At 65.5% G+C, this 15,822-nt stretch carries 14 protein-coding genes; 8 read left to right on the forward strand and 6 right to left on the reverse strand.

The features are described 5' to 3' along the window. Positions 1-380 precede the first annotated feature (380 nt). From ACXIZN_RS04925 to ACXIZN_RS04945, 5 genes are all read left to right on the forward strand, one after another. The gene (locus tag ACXIZN_RS04925) at positions 381-554 is read left to right on the forward strand and encodes a hypothetical protein (protein WP_457952766.1); all 174 of its coding nucleotides are present in this window, start codon (positions 381-383) and stop codon (positions 552-554) included. Positions 555-799: 245 nt separating this feature from the next. After that, positions 800-1,141, forward strand: a complete 342-nt coding sequence (locus ACXIZN_RS04930) for a lactococcin 972 family bacteriocin (protein WP_457952767.1) — start codon at positions 800-802, stop codon at positions 1,139-1,141. A 187-nt stretch (positions 1,142-1,328) separates the two neighbouring features. Continuing rightward, positions 1,329-2,315: a hypothetical protein gene (locus ACXIZN_RS04935; protein ID WP_457952768.1), complete on the forward strand. Its 987-nt coding sequence runs from the start codon at positions 1,329-1,331 to the stop codon at positions 2,313-2,315. Next, positions 2,312-3,643 carry a hypothetical protein gene (locus ACXIZN_RS04940; protein ID WP_457952769.1) on the forward strand — a complete coding sequence of 444 codons (1,332 nt, stop codon included), beginning with the start codon at positions 2,312-2,314 and terminating at the stop codon, positions 3,641-3,643. The genes ACXIZN_RS04935 and ACXIZN_RS04940 overlap by 4 nt, the downstream gene beginning before the upstream one ends. Positions 3,644-3,672: 29 nt before the next feature. Continuing rightward, positions 3,673-4,299, forward strand: coding sequence for an ABC transporter ATP-binding protein (locus ACXIZN_RS04945; protein ID WP_457952770.1), 627 nt, complete (start codon positions 3,673-3,675; stop codon positions 4,297-4,299). A 545-nt stretch (positions 4,300-4,844) separates the two neighbouring features. Here the strand turns inward: ACXIZN_RS04945 and ACXIZN_RS04950 are convergent. The 4 genes from ACXIZN_RS04950 to ACXIZN_RS04965 all read right to left on the reverse strand — a co-directional run bounded on the left by ACXIZN_RS04950 (position 4,845) and on the right by ACXIZN_RS04965 (position 10,696). Then, positions 4,845-6,035, reverse strand: a complete 1,191-nt coding sequence (locus ACXIZN_RS04950) for an McrC family protein (RefSeq protein WP_457952771.1) — start codon at positions 6,033-6,035, stop codon at positions 4,845-4,847. After that, positions 6,032-8,554: an McrB family protein gene (locus ACXIZN_RS04955; RefSeq protein WP_457952772.1), complete on the reverse strand. Its 2,523-nt coding sequence runs from the start codon at positions 8,552-8,554 to the stop codon at positions 6,032-6,034. The genes ACXIZN_RS04950 and ACXIZN_RS04955 overlap by 4 nt, the downstream gene beginning before the upstream one ends. 733 nt (positions 8,555-9,287) lie before the next feature. Further along, positions 9,288-9,671 carry a hypothetical protein gene (locus ACXIZN_RS04960; RefSeq protein ID WP_457952773.1) on the reverse strand — a complete coding sequence of 128 codons (384 nt, stop codon included), beginning with the start codon at positions 9,669-9,671 and terminating at the stop codon, positions 9,288-9,290. Between the two features lie 446 nt (positions 9,672-10,117). Continuing rightward, a complete protein-coding gene (locus tag ACXIZN_RS04965) occupies positions 10,118-10,696 on the reverse strand; it encodes a response regulator transcription factor (RefSeq protein ID WP_457952774.1) in 579 nt (192 codons plus the stop codon). A 514-nt stretch (positions 10,697-11,210) separates the two neighbouring features. Between ACXIZN_RS04965 and ACXIZN_RS04970 the strand changes: the two genes are divergently transcribed. Both ACXIZN_RS04970 and ACXIZN_RS04975 read left to right on the forward strand, forming a co-directional pair. After that, entirely contained in the window at positions 11,211-11,567 is a 357-nt protein-coding gene (locus ACXIZN_RS04970; RefSeq protein WP_457952775.1) for a hypothetical protein, read from the forward strand. A 112-nt stretch (positions 11,568-11,679) separates the two neighbouring features. Beyond that, positions 11,680-12,021, forward strand: a complete 342-nt coding sequence (locus tag ACXIZN_RS04975) for a hypothetical protein (protein WP_457952776.1) — start codon at positions 11,680-11,682, stop codon at positions 12,019-12,021. A 201-nt stretch (positions 12,022-12,222) separates the two neighbouring features. On the opposite strand, the gene ACXIZN_RS04980 is transcribed toward ACXIZN_RS04975, so the two are convergent. Beyond that, positions 12,223-13,164 (reverse strand): lysyl oxidase family protein, encoded by a 942-nt coding sequence (locus ACXIZN_RS04980; RefSeq protein WP_457952777.1) that lies wholly within the window; start codon positions 13,162-13,164, stop codon positions 12,223-12,225. A 158-nt stretch (positions 13,165-13,322) separates the two neighbouring features. Between ACXIZN_RS04980 and wecB the strand changes: the two genes are divergently transcribed. Further along, a complete protein-coding gene (gene wecB, locus ACXIZN_RS04985) occupies positions 13,323-14,528 on the forward strand; it encodes a non-hydrolyzing UDP-N-acetylglucosamine 2-epimerase (RefSeq protein WP_457952778.1) in 1,206 nt (401 codons plus the stop codon). Here the strand turns inward: wecB and ACXIZN_RS04990 are convergent. After that, a complete protein-coding gene (locus tag ACXIZN_RS04990) occupies positions 14,494-15,819 on the reverse strand; it encodes an FAD-dependent oxidoreductase (protein ID WP_457952779.1) in 1,326 nt (441 codons plus the stop codon). The two genes, wecB and ACXIZN_RS04990, sit on opposite strands and share 35 nt — an antisense overlap. Positions 15,820-15,822 lie beyond the last annotated feature (3 nt).

Genomic DNA, 15,822 nt, shown 5'->3' on the forward strand with positions numbered 1-15,822 from the left:
ATAGCGGCCTCTCATCTCGGCGCGGCCACTGAAAAGATCAAAATAATGCCGGTCGTGCATCGAATAACGTTCGGTAGCGGCGCCTTTCTAGGTGTAAGCGTAGGTAGGGCACACTGTAGGTCGAGGTGGCTCGCGGTCTTGCATCTGGGCGGGGTATCGCTTCAGGTCGTGTCATGGGCGCGGAATCTGCGTCGTGCCAGCCTTCGAGCGCGGCGCCCAAGCGACCAGGGGCGCATATCCAAGACGGGACGGCTGGCGAGTCGGTGTGCAAGACCTGGTCCGGCGATGCAACGGCGAAGCCAGCGGTATCACCAAAATCAACGGGTTGCTGGAGTTCATGCTCGTGCGCCGCCTTGGCGATGCTCCCTCGGCTCTCCCGGGTGGCGAAGAACGCTCATGTCTTCCGGAACGGCTGTTTGCGGATGGCGAAAGAATGGTCTGATTGGTCGATCGATCGGGTGAACGTGGCGGCAGGATGCTTGATGGCCGATATGCGTGTTGGTACCTTGATTGGTGATGATCTGTCGAGGATCGTCGAAGTCAGAGGGGGCTGACCGGGGGGCTATTTCGTTTTTTGCGGTGTCGCGCGTGCTGAAGATGTCGTGCCGATGCCTGCTCAGTTAACCGATTGTGGTTTCCCAGTGGTTTCGCTGGTCGTGGTTCCTGGTGGGCCGGAATTGTGATAGTGACGGCTTGCTGTGAATGTTTATGTGTCGCGTGCGATCGGCTCGCGTCATCACAGGAAGTGGTCGATTAGGGGAGGTATGGAATGGTCATGTCAACTTCTAAGGTCAGGGCCGTGAAGGCGGCTTCGGTCGCTTCGCTGGCGCTTTTCATGACTGTGGGGGTCACGTCGGTCGCGCAGGCGGTTCCGAACGGCGGGGCAGCGGCTGCCCCGGGTGTGTCGATTCAGGGCTGCGACAACGTCGGTGGCGGGACGTGGTGCCACGGAACACAGCCGGACGGCGCGCTCAAGCAGTGCTATTCGAACTATGTCCACAATCGCAACTACCACAGTGCGACCGCGGCGATGGCGGGCGGGACCAGTAAGCGTTACGCCAACCCGGGGTACTGGGCCAAGGCCGCCGTCACGGCAGGTTGGGCGTACACGTGCAACACCTACTACAACCCCAACGCCTGATCCTGTCGTGAGGTAGATGGAGCAGGTGGTGAGCTGGTGCCGGGTCCGGCGAATGTCCGGCCCGGTACCGGTTTTGGCGGAGGAGAATCGTCCAGACCGGGCGGTCATGTCCATTCGGCCAGGTGAGCGTGACGAGTCAACCGCCGGGCTGTGGCGTGTCTTTGCGTGTGAAGGAGAACGAGCATCGGTGCGGCTGCCCCTCATTGTCCTCTTCGTGGGAGTTCTCCTCGCCATCCCTGCGGTGGTCCTGGCGGATGCGGTCTTCGAGCGGGAGTCGGAAGGCGAAACTGCGGCGTATCGCGTCGGCACCCAGTTCGTCTGGCCGGAGCATCCGCGGGCGGCCGACCCCGAGGTGGCGCTGCGCGTGCTCGCTGAGGCGACCACGGCGACCGATTCGAACGTGCTGCGCACCACTGTGACCACATCCCGGTCCGGACAGATGCGCATCAGGCACTACGTCTTACTGGGGCGTGATGGCACTGCCTTGTTCGACGGGTTCGTTCTCACGGAGGGGCGCTGGCTGAGCCCGGCCGAGTCGCGCGACGGCACGGCGACGGTCTCTTCGGTGCGGGCTGGTGAGCAGGATAACGTGGGGGTCCCTGCGGTCTTCGGTGATCGGTACGAACTTACGTTCGCACCGCTGCGCCGTGGGTTCGATTCCTTGCCCAGCCCGGGCAGGTATGTGGTCGAGTCACCCGACAGCGCCGCTGCCGGCCGCTTTCTTGCCATCGTGCACCAGCGGCTGGTCGAGGCGGGGGTCGATGGACTGGGCATCGCGGACCTTACGCCCGCGCACGGCTGGGTTCCCGTTGAGGGCAGCGGGTATCTGGAGGTCCTGGCGTACATCCTGGCCGGTGTGGTCACGCTGATCATCGCCTTTACCCTTCTGCGCCAGGGAAAGCGAATCGGTGTTCTGAGGTTGATCGGGTTCCCCGCGCTGAGAATCTGGTACGAGGTTGTGGGGCGGTTGCAATTCGCTTCGTTCCTCACCGGGCTGGTCGGTTGCGTGGCAGTCTCGCTCGCGGTCCCTGGGGCTGATACGTCGTTCCTGTGCGCGCTCACCATCACGCTCGGCCAGGTCGCGGCGGTCACGCTCGTGGCCACACTGGGCGTCGGGCTGGCCATCATCAATCGCGTACGAGTCTCAGACCTCATCAAAGGAAGCCTGCAGTGAACGATCAGAAGCTGAGCGCCGGCCACAATCGAAACCGTTCGTCGCTCGGCTCTGCGATCGCGGTACCGGCCGCGGTGAAGGTCGTTTGTGGTGTGGTGCTGGCCGTCTTGGTCGTAGTGGTATGGCGACAATTCACCGACCTGGCCCAGCGACAGGAGTCGATGGCTCCTTGGGAGAACGTCCAGAACTATGCGATCTTCCACCCGCGTCTCATCGGTGACGATCAGCAAGAGCTGGAAATCGGCGGCAACGCTTCGACGATCGCGGAGGCTCGCGGCCTGTATCCCGTCCTCGAAAAGGCTGGTGCGCTTTACATCGACTCCGTCAACTATCAAGCCGGCGCACCGAGCGACCCGTCCTCGCCGTGGCCGGTGCCGCCCATCCGTGTGAACAACAACTACCTGAAGCAATACCCGATTCTGGATGAATCCCGGAAGCCGATCGATGTGGCGGATGACGAACAAGCGTGGGTGGTCGCTGTGCCCGAGCACTTCAAGACGCGAGAGGCTGCGCTCACGGAGCTGTTCCAGGAAATGCGCACCGGAGGCCCCGGGATCACCGGCGTCCTCGAGGCGGAGAGGCGGATAGCCGGCGAAAAGGCGCCGGAGCGGTTCGCCGACCAGCAAGTCCGCATCATCTGGACGGCTGCGGGGCAAGACGTGTTCAGCTTCGACCCCAAGGTCAACCCCGGCCACGGGAACATGATCACCGACCCCATCATCGAGGTCATGACGCCCGCGAACAGCCTGACGGTGGATCGGCTGAACGCGATCACCGGTGACCTGGACACCGGACTGAAAGTCCGCGTCGACGGTGACCCCGCAACCATGCTCACCACATTCACCCCGCTGCTGCGTGAGCTCAAGCTCGACGACAACCTGCCGCACTTGGTGAGCGTGCACGACGCCATGGGCACACAGATCAATGAGCTGCGCAGCGCGATGACGCAGGCCATCGCGTTCGCGGGAGGCGCACTGCTCGTCATGGTCGTCCTGAACGCGACAACTGTGGTCATCGGCTCCGATCGGCTACGGAGACGACTCACCGTGCGCAGGCTCCACGGCATCGGTTTCATCCGGTCCTACCGGGAGTTGTTGCTCATTCTGGGCGGGACGTGGCTCGTGCAAAGCCTCGCTGCCGCCGTCGTGGTCGTGTGGCTGGGAACGCAGACGACGTCGATGCCGGGCGTCGAGGTGCATCCGTACGCCCAGTTACCGAAACTGCTGGTCGTGGTACTCGCGTCGTTGGCGGTCGAGGCTCTGCTCGTGGTGGCGGCCGCGCGCCTCGTGGAACGCCGGAACGCGGTCAAACGATTGAAGGAGCTGTAATGGTGGGATTCTGTTGTGAACTCCTGGGATTGCGCAAACAGTATGGCGCGCGCCGGGTCCTGGACGACTTCGACTTCCGCGTCGAGCCGGGCGAGTTCATCGCGCTCACCGGACCGAGCGGCACGGGGAAGTCCACGGTCCTCAACATGATCGGGTTACTCGACGCCCCCGATGCCGGAGAGGTCCGGCTGCTCGGCACCAAGGCACCGGGGCCGCACACGCGCGCCGCGAACCGACTTCGCCGTTCACACCTGGGGTACCTGTTCCAGAACTTCGCACTCATCGACAGTGAGTCGGTCGCGCACAACCTCGACATAGCCCTCACCTACGCAGGTCGCGGCACCCCGAAGCGGGAACGCATCGCCGCGGCGCTCACGCAGGTCGGGCTCCCGGGAGCAGAGAACCGCAAGATCTTTTCCCTGTCCGGTGGTGAACAACAACGGGTCGCCGTGGCGCGGCTGTTGCTCAAGCCGTGCGACATCGTTTTGGCGGACGAACCGACCGGCTCCCTCGACGCCGAAAACCGCGATACCGTCCTCGGGTTACTCCACGGCCTTAACCAATCTGGCAAAACCATCATCGTCGCGACGCATGACGATGCCGTAGCTGGTCAATGTTCGCGAGTGGTGGATGTCGCCGCCTCGAGGGTCGCATAGTGCCCGAAGGGACGAACTCCCAAGCCGGCGGCCGTAGTCCGACGTCGAGGCGTGAGGCTGCTCGCCGAGAACTGCCCGATGGAAGGCTGGCACCCCGACGGATACCCAGCCAACCTGGCCTATTCGCCTGAGCTGCGCTGAAGGCACGTTGATCAGGGGTATCCCGGCTTCGGCTGGTGTCAGGAGTAGAAGGACGGGCGCGGCCGTTCTCCACGTGAACCTCACTCTGAAACCCTCGTGTCCGCCTGGGAGCACTGCTGCAACCCGCTGAGACCGCCGTAGACACCCACTACCGGGCCGTCGAGGGCAGCGAGACTGGCCATGCCGACACTCGATCCGGCACGGCGATCATCGATTCGGCCCTCCTTGCTCACCCGCCGTTCTCCACGTCGCCCGAGCCGCGGCGGCCACCGCACCGCCGTTCAGCACGACACAACGTGACCGGCTTTCCCGCGCCGGGGTCGTCTGCCAGGATCAAGCCCACGAGGTAAGCCAGCCGCTGAACCGCGGCCCGTAGCTCATCGAGAACGGGATCTGGCCTGGGCTCAGGGGCGAGTGGCGAGTTCGTTGATGTGATGTGCGAGTGCGTCGATCTGGGCGAGTAGCTGGTCGAGTTCCACGTTCAGGTCGAGGTGCCGGACGTGGATGCGGATTCCGGCGTTGGGCAGGACGTGGGTCGTGCCGTTGTGGGGACCGTCGGCGTAGATGAGGGTCGCGTCGGGCAGGTTGGCCGCGGTCGCGTAGGCGAGGGTCTGGTAGAGGTTCTGTGCGTCGCCGCGGCCGGTGTCCAGTCGGTATTTGAGTTCGCCGACGAAGCGGCAGCGGCCGTCGACCCAGCGGCTCAGGTCCGGCTGGACATGGAGTGCCCGCTTGTGGTCGAGGTGTAGTGCGGGCGAGCCAGCGCCTGAGGGGAAGTCGTGTTCGGCGAGGTCGAGCGCGCGCCTGGTGCTGGTGCGGACGAACTTCTCGAAGACGTCGGTCATTCTGACGGCGAACCCGGGTGTCGTGGTGCTGCCTGGGCCAAGCTCCGGGTCGGTACCGAGGAGAATGAGCCGGGCGAGCTCGATCGCCGGCCTGTAGTGCTCGTTGAGCCGGGTCCATCGGACTGCCGGCAGCGACTGAGGCTTGTGGGGGAGCGGTGTGACTGACTCGAACATGCGCCGCAGGCGGGCGATCGACCGGCGGACCCTGTGTGACTCGACCGGGACCTGTGCGATCAGGTCGAGTGCTGCACGCAGTATCTGGTTCTCGGGGATGTCCTCGTCGTGCGACTGGTAGGTCACCGCGAGTGGGAGGTCACGCCCGGGTGAGACACGCAGTTGTTCGGCGAAGTCGATGCGGCCGCGGACGGTGTGGAGTCGCTCGTGGTGGTCGCGGTATCCGCGGAGCAGGCCGGTGCGGACCGCGCGGTCGCACATGTGTGTGAAGACAGCCGCCATGGCGTCGGTCAGGGACCCGGCGGTGCCGAGCGCGGCTTCGTTCACCCATGACGGGTCCACGGCATGGGTGATCAGGAACAGCACCCGGGCGATGGGCAACTTCGGTGCCACGACGATGGCGGTGTCGCCGACGATGGCCGTGCCGACCCGGTCCTGGGCATGCACGTCGTAACGTCCGTCTCCGCTGTCGGTTCGTGTGACGACGCAGCTGAACATCGTGCGCAGGACGGCGACTTCGGCCGGAGTGAGCGGTACGTCGTACCGCTTTCGGTGCTCATGAAAGTGGAGTGGCCTCATCGGTGCCGCCTGTCACCTCCTTGCGCAAAGCCGCGAGCGAGAGTTCCTCCAGGTTGTGCGTCCGGCCGTGGAAGTGATCGCGCAGTGTCGGGAGGACGGCGTGCTCCCAGATCAACTCGAGCCAGGCATCGTCGATCGGCGTGTCCCGGAAGAAGTGACTCGGGCCGATGGCCGCGTCCGGGTCGGCGATCTTCTCGTTCGCTTTCTCGACAGCGTCGGCGATCCACCGGTACTCGTGCTGGTGTTTGTCCAGGTAGCGGCGCAGTACCCCGGCCACAGGCTCGGTGTGGGGGGCGAAGTCCACGAAGTAGAACCGGCGCCGCAGCGCGCTGTCGAGCAGGGCGATCGACCGGTCCGCGGTGTTCATCGTGGCGATCAGCAGCAGGTTGGGCGGCAGCGAGATCGGCTGCTGACGGTAGATCAACTGAGCGGACTGATCGCGGTATTCCAAGAGGAAGTAGAGCTCGCCGAACACGCGGGCNCAGCGCGCTGTCGAGCAGGGCGATCGACCGGTCCGCGGTGTTCATCGTGGCGATCAGCAGCAGGTTGGGCGGCAGCGAGATCGGCTGCTGACGGTAGATCAACTGAGCGGACTGATCGCGGTATTCCAAGAGGAAGTAGAGCTCGCCGAACACGCGGGCGACGTTGGCACGATTGAGCTCGTCGATGATCAGGACGTGGTCGTGGTCCGGATTGTTGCGTGCCTGCTCGGCGATGGCGAGCAGCGGGCCCTGGATGAGGGTGAAGCCGTTTCCGTCCTGACGCGGGCGGTAGCCCTCGACGAAGTCCTCGTAGGAGTATGTGGGGTGGAACTGCACGAGCCGGACCCGGTCCGCTGAGCGAGCGAGCCACTCGGCGAGCTTTTGGGCGACGTGGGTCTTGCCAGTACCTGGAGTACCCTGGAAGATCACCTGCTTCTTGTCTTTCAGCAGGGCAACGACCTTGTCGAGGAACGCCTCGTCCAGATACAGGCGCTCAGCGACTTCGCTCAACGGGCTCTCGGGCTCTTCGACAGAGACAGGTCCGGCCTCGTCATCGGTGACCGGTGTGCCCGGGAGTTGCGGCGGCAGCGCGCCGGTGCCGCGGCGCCAATCACGGAACGCGGCGATCTCCTCCTCGGTCCACGTCTCGGGCGGGTCGTAGGTCATCAACGCCCAGATGACCGATTGTGCGTCAAGCCGGTCACGTAAGGGGACACCGTTGCGGCGGAACGCGTCCAAGACCTGATCGAGGAAGACCAGGAACACCTCGTACCGCTCACCATCGGTCGCGGCCGGCTCCGGTTTGGTATAGCCGGTGAGGCGGTACGCGAGGTCGATTGCCCGCGCCCGCCACGGCGGATAGCGGATGACATCGTCCGCTCCCAGCAGCACTGATGCCAGGCTGAGCCGCGCCCCGGTTCCATCCGCGGCGGAACGCGGAAGCCCGGCCAAGAAGCGGTCCACCGACTCAGGGCCTGCGTCCACCCAGAGTTCCTCAAGGACTGTCCACCCGTCTTCGGCTTCGTCGAGCCAGCGGAAGAAGCTGTCGGCGGCACGCCAGTCGACCAGGTTGTGCCGCCGGAGAAACGCGAGGTCAGAAGTGGCGCCCGATGCGCGGGCGGCCTGCAACGCCGCGGCACCCTCAAGTTTGTAGTCGCGCTCCTGACCCGCGAGGTCGATCGACTGGCGTATCCGCTGGCCCCACCGGACCAGGGCGCTCCAGCGGTCGTTGACCTTGCCCCAGTCCCACACGTAGGGCGACCGGTAGAAATTGACGAACTCGCCAGAACCCCAGCGCCCGTTCGGGGCCAGGCCATTGGCCACTGACCCGACACGGAAGGACGCCGGTTCGGTGGCAGAGCCCGCCAGATCGGGCCAGGTCGCCTGGATCTTCTGGCGGTGCTCGCGGCTCACGACTGGGGCGAACACTTCGGGGAAGAGCAGGTGCTCCAGGGAGTACCGCTGGATCGCCGCGCCGTTGTCCTCGAGGCTATCCAGAAGCTCGACGAACGCGCGAGGTTCCTCCAGCACGCGGCGACGGTCCGGTTCAGGCAGCCTTTTGATCGTGGCGACTGCCTCGATCAGGTAGGCGTATTGGCGCCAGCGGTAGTTGTTGTATCCCTGGCCAGGGTTGACCAGGCCGGACTCGAGTGTGTGGGCGAGATCCTCGGGAACGTCATGGCCGCCGTCGACGAAGCCGAGTACACCGCGGACCAGTTCGAGCTTCTTCTGGCCGCCGATCGCCGAGCTACGCGCGATCAGCAAATGCACGTACAACAGTTCCGCGGCCAGCCGCACGGCGCCCGGTGGCGAGGTTGCCAGCTGTCCCTTCAGCTTGCCGAGGAACGTGCCTGCACCCAGGTCCGGCTGGTGCACGTAGTCCCGGACCAGGACCTCGGCGTTCTCCAGAGTCGAGACGCGGTCGTCTTCGAAGAGACTGAGATCGTCGAGCAGGCACCGGTCACGCCACAGCTGCGCCGCGGCATAGACCGGTTGAGCGGAGGGATAAGGAAGCCTCGTCCGGGTCATGGCCGCCATGAGACCAGAAATGGCGTTCCACTGCGACCCTGCAGGACTTCATCCCGGAGCTAGCTCCCGTGCCGCCGCCGAGGCGTTCACCAGCCCCTACTGATGGGTGCGGGTCCCGTGGTGTCCCGTGGCCGGGGAAAGTAGCCGGTTGCGCTGTGGTGGCCGGTCGTCAAACAAACCGAAGAAACAGACCTAACGGCGTACCATCACTGCAGTTCAGCAAGTGTACTCCCCGCGAAAGCGGGGATGATCCGTGTTCGAGCTGCAAGTCGGATAGGAGCGAGCTAGAGCTCCCCGCACGCGCGGGGACGACAGCCCGTGCAGGCGCTGACGGACCGTCTTCCCGGGACCAAGCCCGCCTGTGCGGGGACGACACTAATTGATCTGGGTGCCTGGAAGATCGACCGTATGCAGCACGCCGAGGGCGGACTTGTCCTGTCGCGAGATTTCGACCGTGGCTGGGACTGGCTACGAGCCGTCATTGCCGTCCTTACGAGCAGACCTGCCGCGCGTGGCGGAGATGATCTCGGACAATGCCTCCACGATGTCGTGCACCTGGTGGTGGCGTTCGCGCTGACTTTCGCCACCACTCCGGCCGCAGTGGCAAGGCTTGTCGGCCGAGGCGACGGTCCCGGCCTGAGCAGGTCACGACTCACCGCCCGGCATCCATGACTGGTAACCAGAATTGCTACCGGCGCTCAAGTCAGAGTGGCTGTATTCCGTTACCGGGAGATACGGCCGGTCAGCGGGCCGGGTCGGCGAGCTGTGACCGGAGTGTTTCCTGGGGAGCGGGCCAGGCTTCGGCTTCCGCGGTGAGCGCGGTGGCGATGTCGATCCGTCCGGTGCGGACCTGCCATGCCAATGAGTCGGGCTGTGGCTCCATGAGCAGCCAGCCTGTTACGGAATCGTCGTCGTAGCAAGGGATCTCGGCGTCGCCGATGCCCAAGGCGTCGAAATACTCGCGTGCGGGCCAGGTTTCGGGAACCCATCTTCGGGCCCAGCGCACGACGATGCGGGCAAGGTCGTTACGGCTGTCCGCCGGATGGATGAGACGGTCACCGGTCGTGCAGACCAGTCGCGGCGTGTACGCCGCGCCCAAGGGTGCGGCCACAAGGTGGTTGTTCACTTTTCCCCCGGCTCGGCGAAGCGAGCCTCTTCTTCGTGTGCTGGGCACAGAACTGTGCGTAAGCGGAAGGGCGGACATGTCTCGCTCGCTTCCATGGCTCTTTGTTGAACCGGCTGGGAGCATAGGGCAGGTTCGGAAGGGTGCGGAACCCCTTTTGTGGAAAAAGGGAGAGGTTGTGCGAGCTTCCGTCTTATGGGTGTATTGCAGCCGAATGTCGAACCGCTTTGTTTACCCGCGACGTGAGGAGATGAAACATCACGAAGGGGTGAAGTGAGGAGGGTGTGGAGCCGTCGTGCCGACACGCACCGTCACCGGAGGCTGTGTCGTACCACTATCGAGCGCAAGCGCGGCAAGGCAAGGATGCCGAGGGTGGGACCGTTCACGCCTGAAAGAAGCGCTGAGAGAATGGAATCGTCCCGCGATACGGTATTCGAAAGCGCTGAAAACTAGTTGATCAAATTCTTTCGCATAGCCTGCCCGACGGCATGCGCGCGATCGGTGGCGGCAAGCTTTCTGAACAGTCGCTGCGCATGGGTTTTCACGGTGTCCTCCGCGAGGTGGAGGTCACTGCCGATCTCGTTGTTCGTCTTCCCGAGGCTGATCCCGCGCAGGACCTCGATCTCCCTTTTGGACAACGCCGGTACTTGCTCCGTTGTCTCGCGGGGCTTGGGTAGAGAGGAGGAGCCGCTACCGCTCGCTTCGCAGGCGAGGAAGGCGGCGGCTCCCATGCGGATCGCCTCGGTCGCGACGGCGGACAGCTCCGGCGCGCCGAACACCACGATGGCTGTCCCCGCCTGAAGCTTCACCAACGTGTCGATCGTCTCCGCCAGCGCGTCCGGCCGGACGCGGGCGCTCAAGAAGACCGTGCCCGCCGGCAGCATGCGGAACTTGGTGATCAATTCCGCGCTGGTGGCGGCGGAATCCACGCGCCGTATCCCCGGCGCGTTGGCCAGCAAACGAACCATGCGCTCACGGGGTTCGCGTCGGCCGTCCAAGACAAGGGCATTCATCGCCATGCCCTCCATGGGTCTGAGTGTCGATACGCAAAGGGGGGTCGCGGCAACCTCGACCGTTGGAGGTGCGGCGTTCGTTCGCAGAGTACACACGCGGAAATCGGGCGGCCTGAAAGGTCTTGCGGCAGCGAACAGATTCTGCCTGGTCAGCGGGGTGGGAGGCGATCGGTGCCGTTCGCGGTTCCGGGGCGCGAAGGGGAGGCCGGCGATCCTACCGAGTGACGGAACCCCAGGTTCGTGCGTCGCGAGAGGCCTCTTTCGGTGTAATTCCAAGGTTTCCAGACTAAGAGAGTTTCCGAAGTTCGCCAGGCAGGAGGGCTTCCAGCGGAAGACTCGCTTGGGGCGCAGGGAAAGCGCGTAACTCGATCGGGCCACTCGCGGCGTGCTCAGGGCGTCGCGGTACCTACACGATGGTGGCGCGACGTGGAAAAGATCCTTCACTGTCAGTACTTTTCCCTCGGCGCAGGGCAAACCCACCGGTACCGCCCTGCTGTCCGACGAGAACGTCGAATCAAGGAGCTCACAAATGTTGAAGAAGATCGGTTTCGTCGCGGCCACGGTCGCCGCCGGAGCCTTCATCGGTGGCGGTGTCGCCTCCGCCGACTCCCCGGACGACTACGACCACGGCTACGGCTACGACCACAGCGGTCAGGTCGGTCTGGTCAACTTGAACAACATCGACGCGCTGCACAACGTCAACGGCACGCTCGGTGTGTGCGGCAACGACGTGAACGTGCTGGGTGTCCAGGTGCCGATCCGCGACTCGCTCAACGGCATCGGCGTGCCGATCCTGTCGCCGGGTTCGCACGAGGCCGAGGGAGACTCGCCGTACAACTGCGCCGCGGGTGCCATCACCGACGGTGGCACGGTCCAGGACAACTGACCTTCCCGTCGTCAGCACGACCGACACCACCGGACGCGGCGAGCAAGGTGCCGCCGGTCCGCAACACTCACCCGCCGGCCCGTCCGGCGAGGTATTCCTAGGAGTCTTTTCAGTGATCAAGCAACTCGGATTCGTCGCCACCGCTCTCGCCGCCGGCATGGCGATCGCCGGCGGATCCGCTTCCGCCGCCGTCGCCGACCAGCCGGTCGACCACAACGGCCAGCTCGGGCTCGGCAACATCCAGAACGTCGACGCGGTCCACAACCTCAACCTGGTCGGCGGCGTCTGCGACAACAACGTCAACGTGCTCGGCGTCCAGGTTCCCGTCCGTGACGTCGCCGAGGGCATCGCCGTCCCCGTGCTTTCGCCCGGCGAAACCGAGGCCGAGGGTGCCACCCCCGACAACTGCGCCGGCGGCATCATCGAAGACGGCGGGACCGTCCAAGGAAACTGACCGACCCCGTCGTACGGCCGCCGCGCGGAAACCTCTCCGCGCGGCGGCTTTCGTCGTGCCTCGGTCCGCTGTGGCGTGGGATGAGGCCGGGCGCCCGGCACGGTCCGGGTAGCCCGGCCCCATCGTCTCGCCGCCCCGATCGGCGACTGGAATCGATCTTGTCAGAGATCGTGATCGCCGCCAGTCGGTGACGTTCCCGCCTCAGTCGCAGTGTGCCTGCCCGGGGCAACTCCGGAGGAACTTGACGACGGGACCGCGAGGGAGAACTCCCGTCAGGCCGGGTGAGCCGTCCGGCCATTCGATCGACAACGCCACCGACGAGGAATTGTTGGCGTAGTCCTTCTCCGCCAGCGTGCGATCCCCGTTCACCGTGTTCACCAAGGTGTAACGGCCGGACGGCACATGGGTGATGTCCAGCCACTGGAAATCGACGTCGTACTTGTAGTCGTCGCCGTATCCGACGGAGATCCCTTCGAGGACGTCGAGCGCGTCCGGTTCGTGGTGGCGGCAGTTGTTCGCGCGCAGCCGCCGGGCCAGTTCCGCGTCCGGGCCGCCTGCCCCCGGGACCCGCGCCGGTTTGACCGTGTCGGCGATGGGGAACCGATCCCCGAGACAGAAGCCGTTCTTGCGGTCGGTGACGACGACGTCGCCTTGTTTCGAGATCAGCGAGAAGTGTTCGAAGTTCATCAGGTGCCAATGCTGATGAGCCATCGCCGGTTCGTAGTAGGTGAAGGTCCGGGTCGGTCGCTGCGCGGCGGCGTAGTCGGCCGGGATGGAGCCGTCCTTGGCGTCGCGCAAGGCCTGCCGGACCGACATGCGAGGCTGCTTCACATCGTTCCGCCGTCCGTAAAGAAGCAAGGGGCCGTCGCCGATGTTCTCCTCCGAGCTGGTGAACCGGATCCTGAAGGCTTTCGCCGCGGTGGGAGGAACACAGCGCCCGTTCGGCGCCGCGGGGTCGACCACCGGGCACACGTCCCAGGCGGCGCAATCGGGCAAGGCGCCGGCGAATCCGCCCGGGCATCCCGGTGGCGCTTGGCGCAGATCGGGCAGCAGGAGGTTCGGCGACGCGTCGGAGCGGGGGACGGGCATGGTCGTGGCGGCGGCGAGTGCCACCGCCGCGAGAGCGAAGTACTTCTTGAACAAGAGAACCTCATTCCGGGTGAGCCTTGGGCCTGCTCGCCCTGTTCGAGTGGGCCGTTTCCGGTGGACGGTGCGACGGGGTCACACAATGGATTGATCGTGGCGACGCCGATGGCGACGATGGGTAGCGTGCGTGCAGGCCGAGCTGAAAGGACTTCCGTATGTCGATCGCCATCGGTGTGGGCACGCCATCCGAAGAACGCACGGACGTGCCCCGCCGGTCGTCGCGGCGAGGGGTGGCAGGCAGCGTGGTACTCGTCTGCGGCACACGGCCGGAACTCATCAAACTGTCGCCGTTGACCCGATATCTCGGTGACGACTGCGCGATCGTCTACACAGGACAGCACTACGACGACTCCTTGTACGCGCGTATCCGGGCGGATCTGCCGTCGTGCGGGCGATTCCGGGAACTCGGCGTCACCGCCGACGGCCGGGGCGCGCAACTCGGCAAGGCGATCGGTGCCGTCGATGAAGCCCTGGCCGACTTTTCGAGTCCGGTGGTCCTGGTCCAGGGGGACACCACCTCCGCACTCGCCGGGGCGCTGGCGGCGAACGCGCGCGAAATCCCTCTCGTGCACATCGAAGCCGGGTTGCGCAGCCACGACCGCGCGATGCCCGAAGAGCACAACCGGGTCCTCATCGACCACCTCGCCGATCTCTGCTGTGCTCCGACCCGGCTCAATCATCGGAACCTCCTCGCCGAAAACGTGTCGCCTTCCCGGATCACGGTCACCGGCAACACCGTCGTCGAGGCGTTGTCCGCGGGTCTTCCACCCGCCACGGCCCGCGCCGAGCTCCTGAACGCTCGCGGCCTGCGGCGGGACGAGTACGTTCTCGCGACCTTCCACCGGCCGGAGAACGTCGACGACCCCGACAGGCTGGCGGAGATCCTGCGCGAACTCGGCAGGCTTCCGCTCCCGGTAGTGCTCCCTCTGCATCCCCGTACGAGCCGGTGCGTGCAGCGGTTCGGTCTGTCCCGGCTTCTGATTCCCCTTCTGGTACTCGAACCTCAGGCTTATCCCTCCTTTCTCGCGCTCGCCGCCGAGTCGGCGCTCCTGATCTCCGATTCAGGCGGCATCCAGGAAGAAGCGAGTGTGCTGAAGCGGCCGGTGGTCGTGGTCCGCCGGAGCACCGAGCGGCCGGAGATCTCGGGGGTCTTCGGCACGCTCGTACCGCCCGGCCCGAGGATCGGCACGGAGACCGACCGGTGGCTGGACGACGTGGCGGGACACCGCGAACGGCTGCGGGGCCTTCCGTCGCCGTACGGGGACGGTTCCGCTTGCCGGCGGATCGTGGAGGCGGTCGAGGCGATGTTCCCAGCGGAACGTGGCTTCACGGCACCGGTTCACCGGCCCTCCGGCGGCTGAGCTCGCCGAGAAGCCCGTCGGCCACGTGGTTCGCGAGTTTGACGCTCGAGTTCCAGCTCGTGACATCCGGGTACACGTGGGCGGTGGTCGCCAGGAGCAGGCGCGTGCCGGGTACCGCGACCGGCGGCCGGGCGGACAGGTATCCGAGGGGATACACCGGTTCGACGAACGGTGCCTTGAACACCCGCACGGACTCGATGTCCTCCGCGCGAAGTTCGGGGAACAGTTCCCTGAGCTGAACCGTCCACCGGGTGGCGATCCGGTCCGGCTCGTCGCGGTAGAGGCGCGAAGAACGGCCGGTGTAGCGCATGACGTAGACGAGATGCGCACCTCCGTGTACTTCGGTACCCGTGAGCGAGGACATCTCCACCACGCCGTCGAATTCCGTACCCGAGCGCAGGATCGGCGTCCAATAGTGCCCGCTCAGCCGTCGGCGCAGGAAGTACACGCCGGTGACCACACCCTGGTAGCGGAGGTCGCCCGGCGGCAGGCACGGCGCGAGGTCGGCGTCGGCGAGCCGGCGCAGTTGCGGCAGCGGCACGGTCGACACCACGTCGTCCACTTCGAGCACGGTATTGTCCGCCAAGGTGAGAGAGCATCCCTCGGCGGTGCTGCGCAACCGATGGACCGGCGACGACGTACGGATCGTCGCCCCCGCGTCCTCGATCGCCACCCGCAGCGCGTCGATGATCGCCTTGTAACCGCCTTCCGGGTAACCGCGCGTCGCGACATTGCGTTCACGCCCGAGCCGCTGCCACAGATACAGGGCGGGGACGTCGCCGAAGGACGGCCCGAACTTCGAACCGAACATCGGAGCGAAGAACTCTTCCCAGATGTGGCTGCCGTAGAGCCTGCGGAGCCAGTCCTCGGTGCGGAGCACGTCGAGGTCCCGTCCTGCTCCCAAGTGCCGTAAGAGCAAGGACACGGCGCCGAAACGGAGTCGCTCGTGAACGCGCAACGGCGTGAACCGCAACAGGTCGAGAGGGGAGTTGAACCGGTGACGGCGGGAGCCGACGATCATGCCCATCGTCGTTTTCCGCCAGCGCACGGCGTCACCCAGGCCGACGTCGTCCAGCAGGGCGAGGAGATCGTCGTCCGTCGGCATGACACAGTGGTAGAACCGTTCCACCGCCTGATCTCCGTAGGTGAAGAAGGTCCCAAGGCCGCCGAGCTGCTCACCGGCTTCCAGCAGGGTGACGCGGACCCCGTTCCGGGCGAGCCGGTGCGCCGTGGCCAGACCGCAGATCCCGCCCCCGATCACCGCGGTGTGCGGGGAATACGTGGTCGTCACCGG

The sequence above is a fragment of the Amycolatopsis sp. TRM77291 genome (genome assembly GCF_054166285.1).

What these genes read in the sequence shown, in the direction of transcription:
- ACXIZN_RS04950 (WP_457952771.1), bottom strand. Translation starts at nt 6,035, where the DNA reads ATGAGGCCACTCCACTTTCATGAGCACCGAAAGCGGTACGACGTACCG.
- ACXIZN_RS04965 (WP_457952774.1), bottom strand. Translation starts at nt 10,696, where the DNA reads ATGGAGGGCATGGCGATGAATGCCCTTGTCTTGGACGGCCGACGCGAA.
- ACXIZN_RS04970 (WP_457952775.1), top strand. Translation starts at nt 11,211, where the DNA reads ATGTTGAAGAAGATCGGTTTCGTCGCGGCCACGGTCGCCGCCGGAGCC.
- wecB (WP_457952778.1), top strand. Translation starts at nt 13,323, where the DNA reads ATGTCGATCGCCATCGGTGTGGGCACGCCATCCGAAGAACGCACGGAC.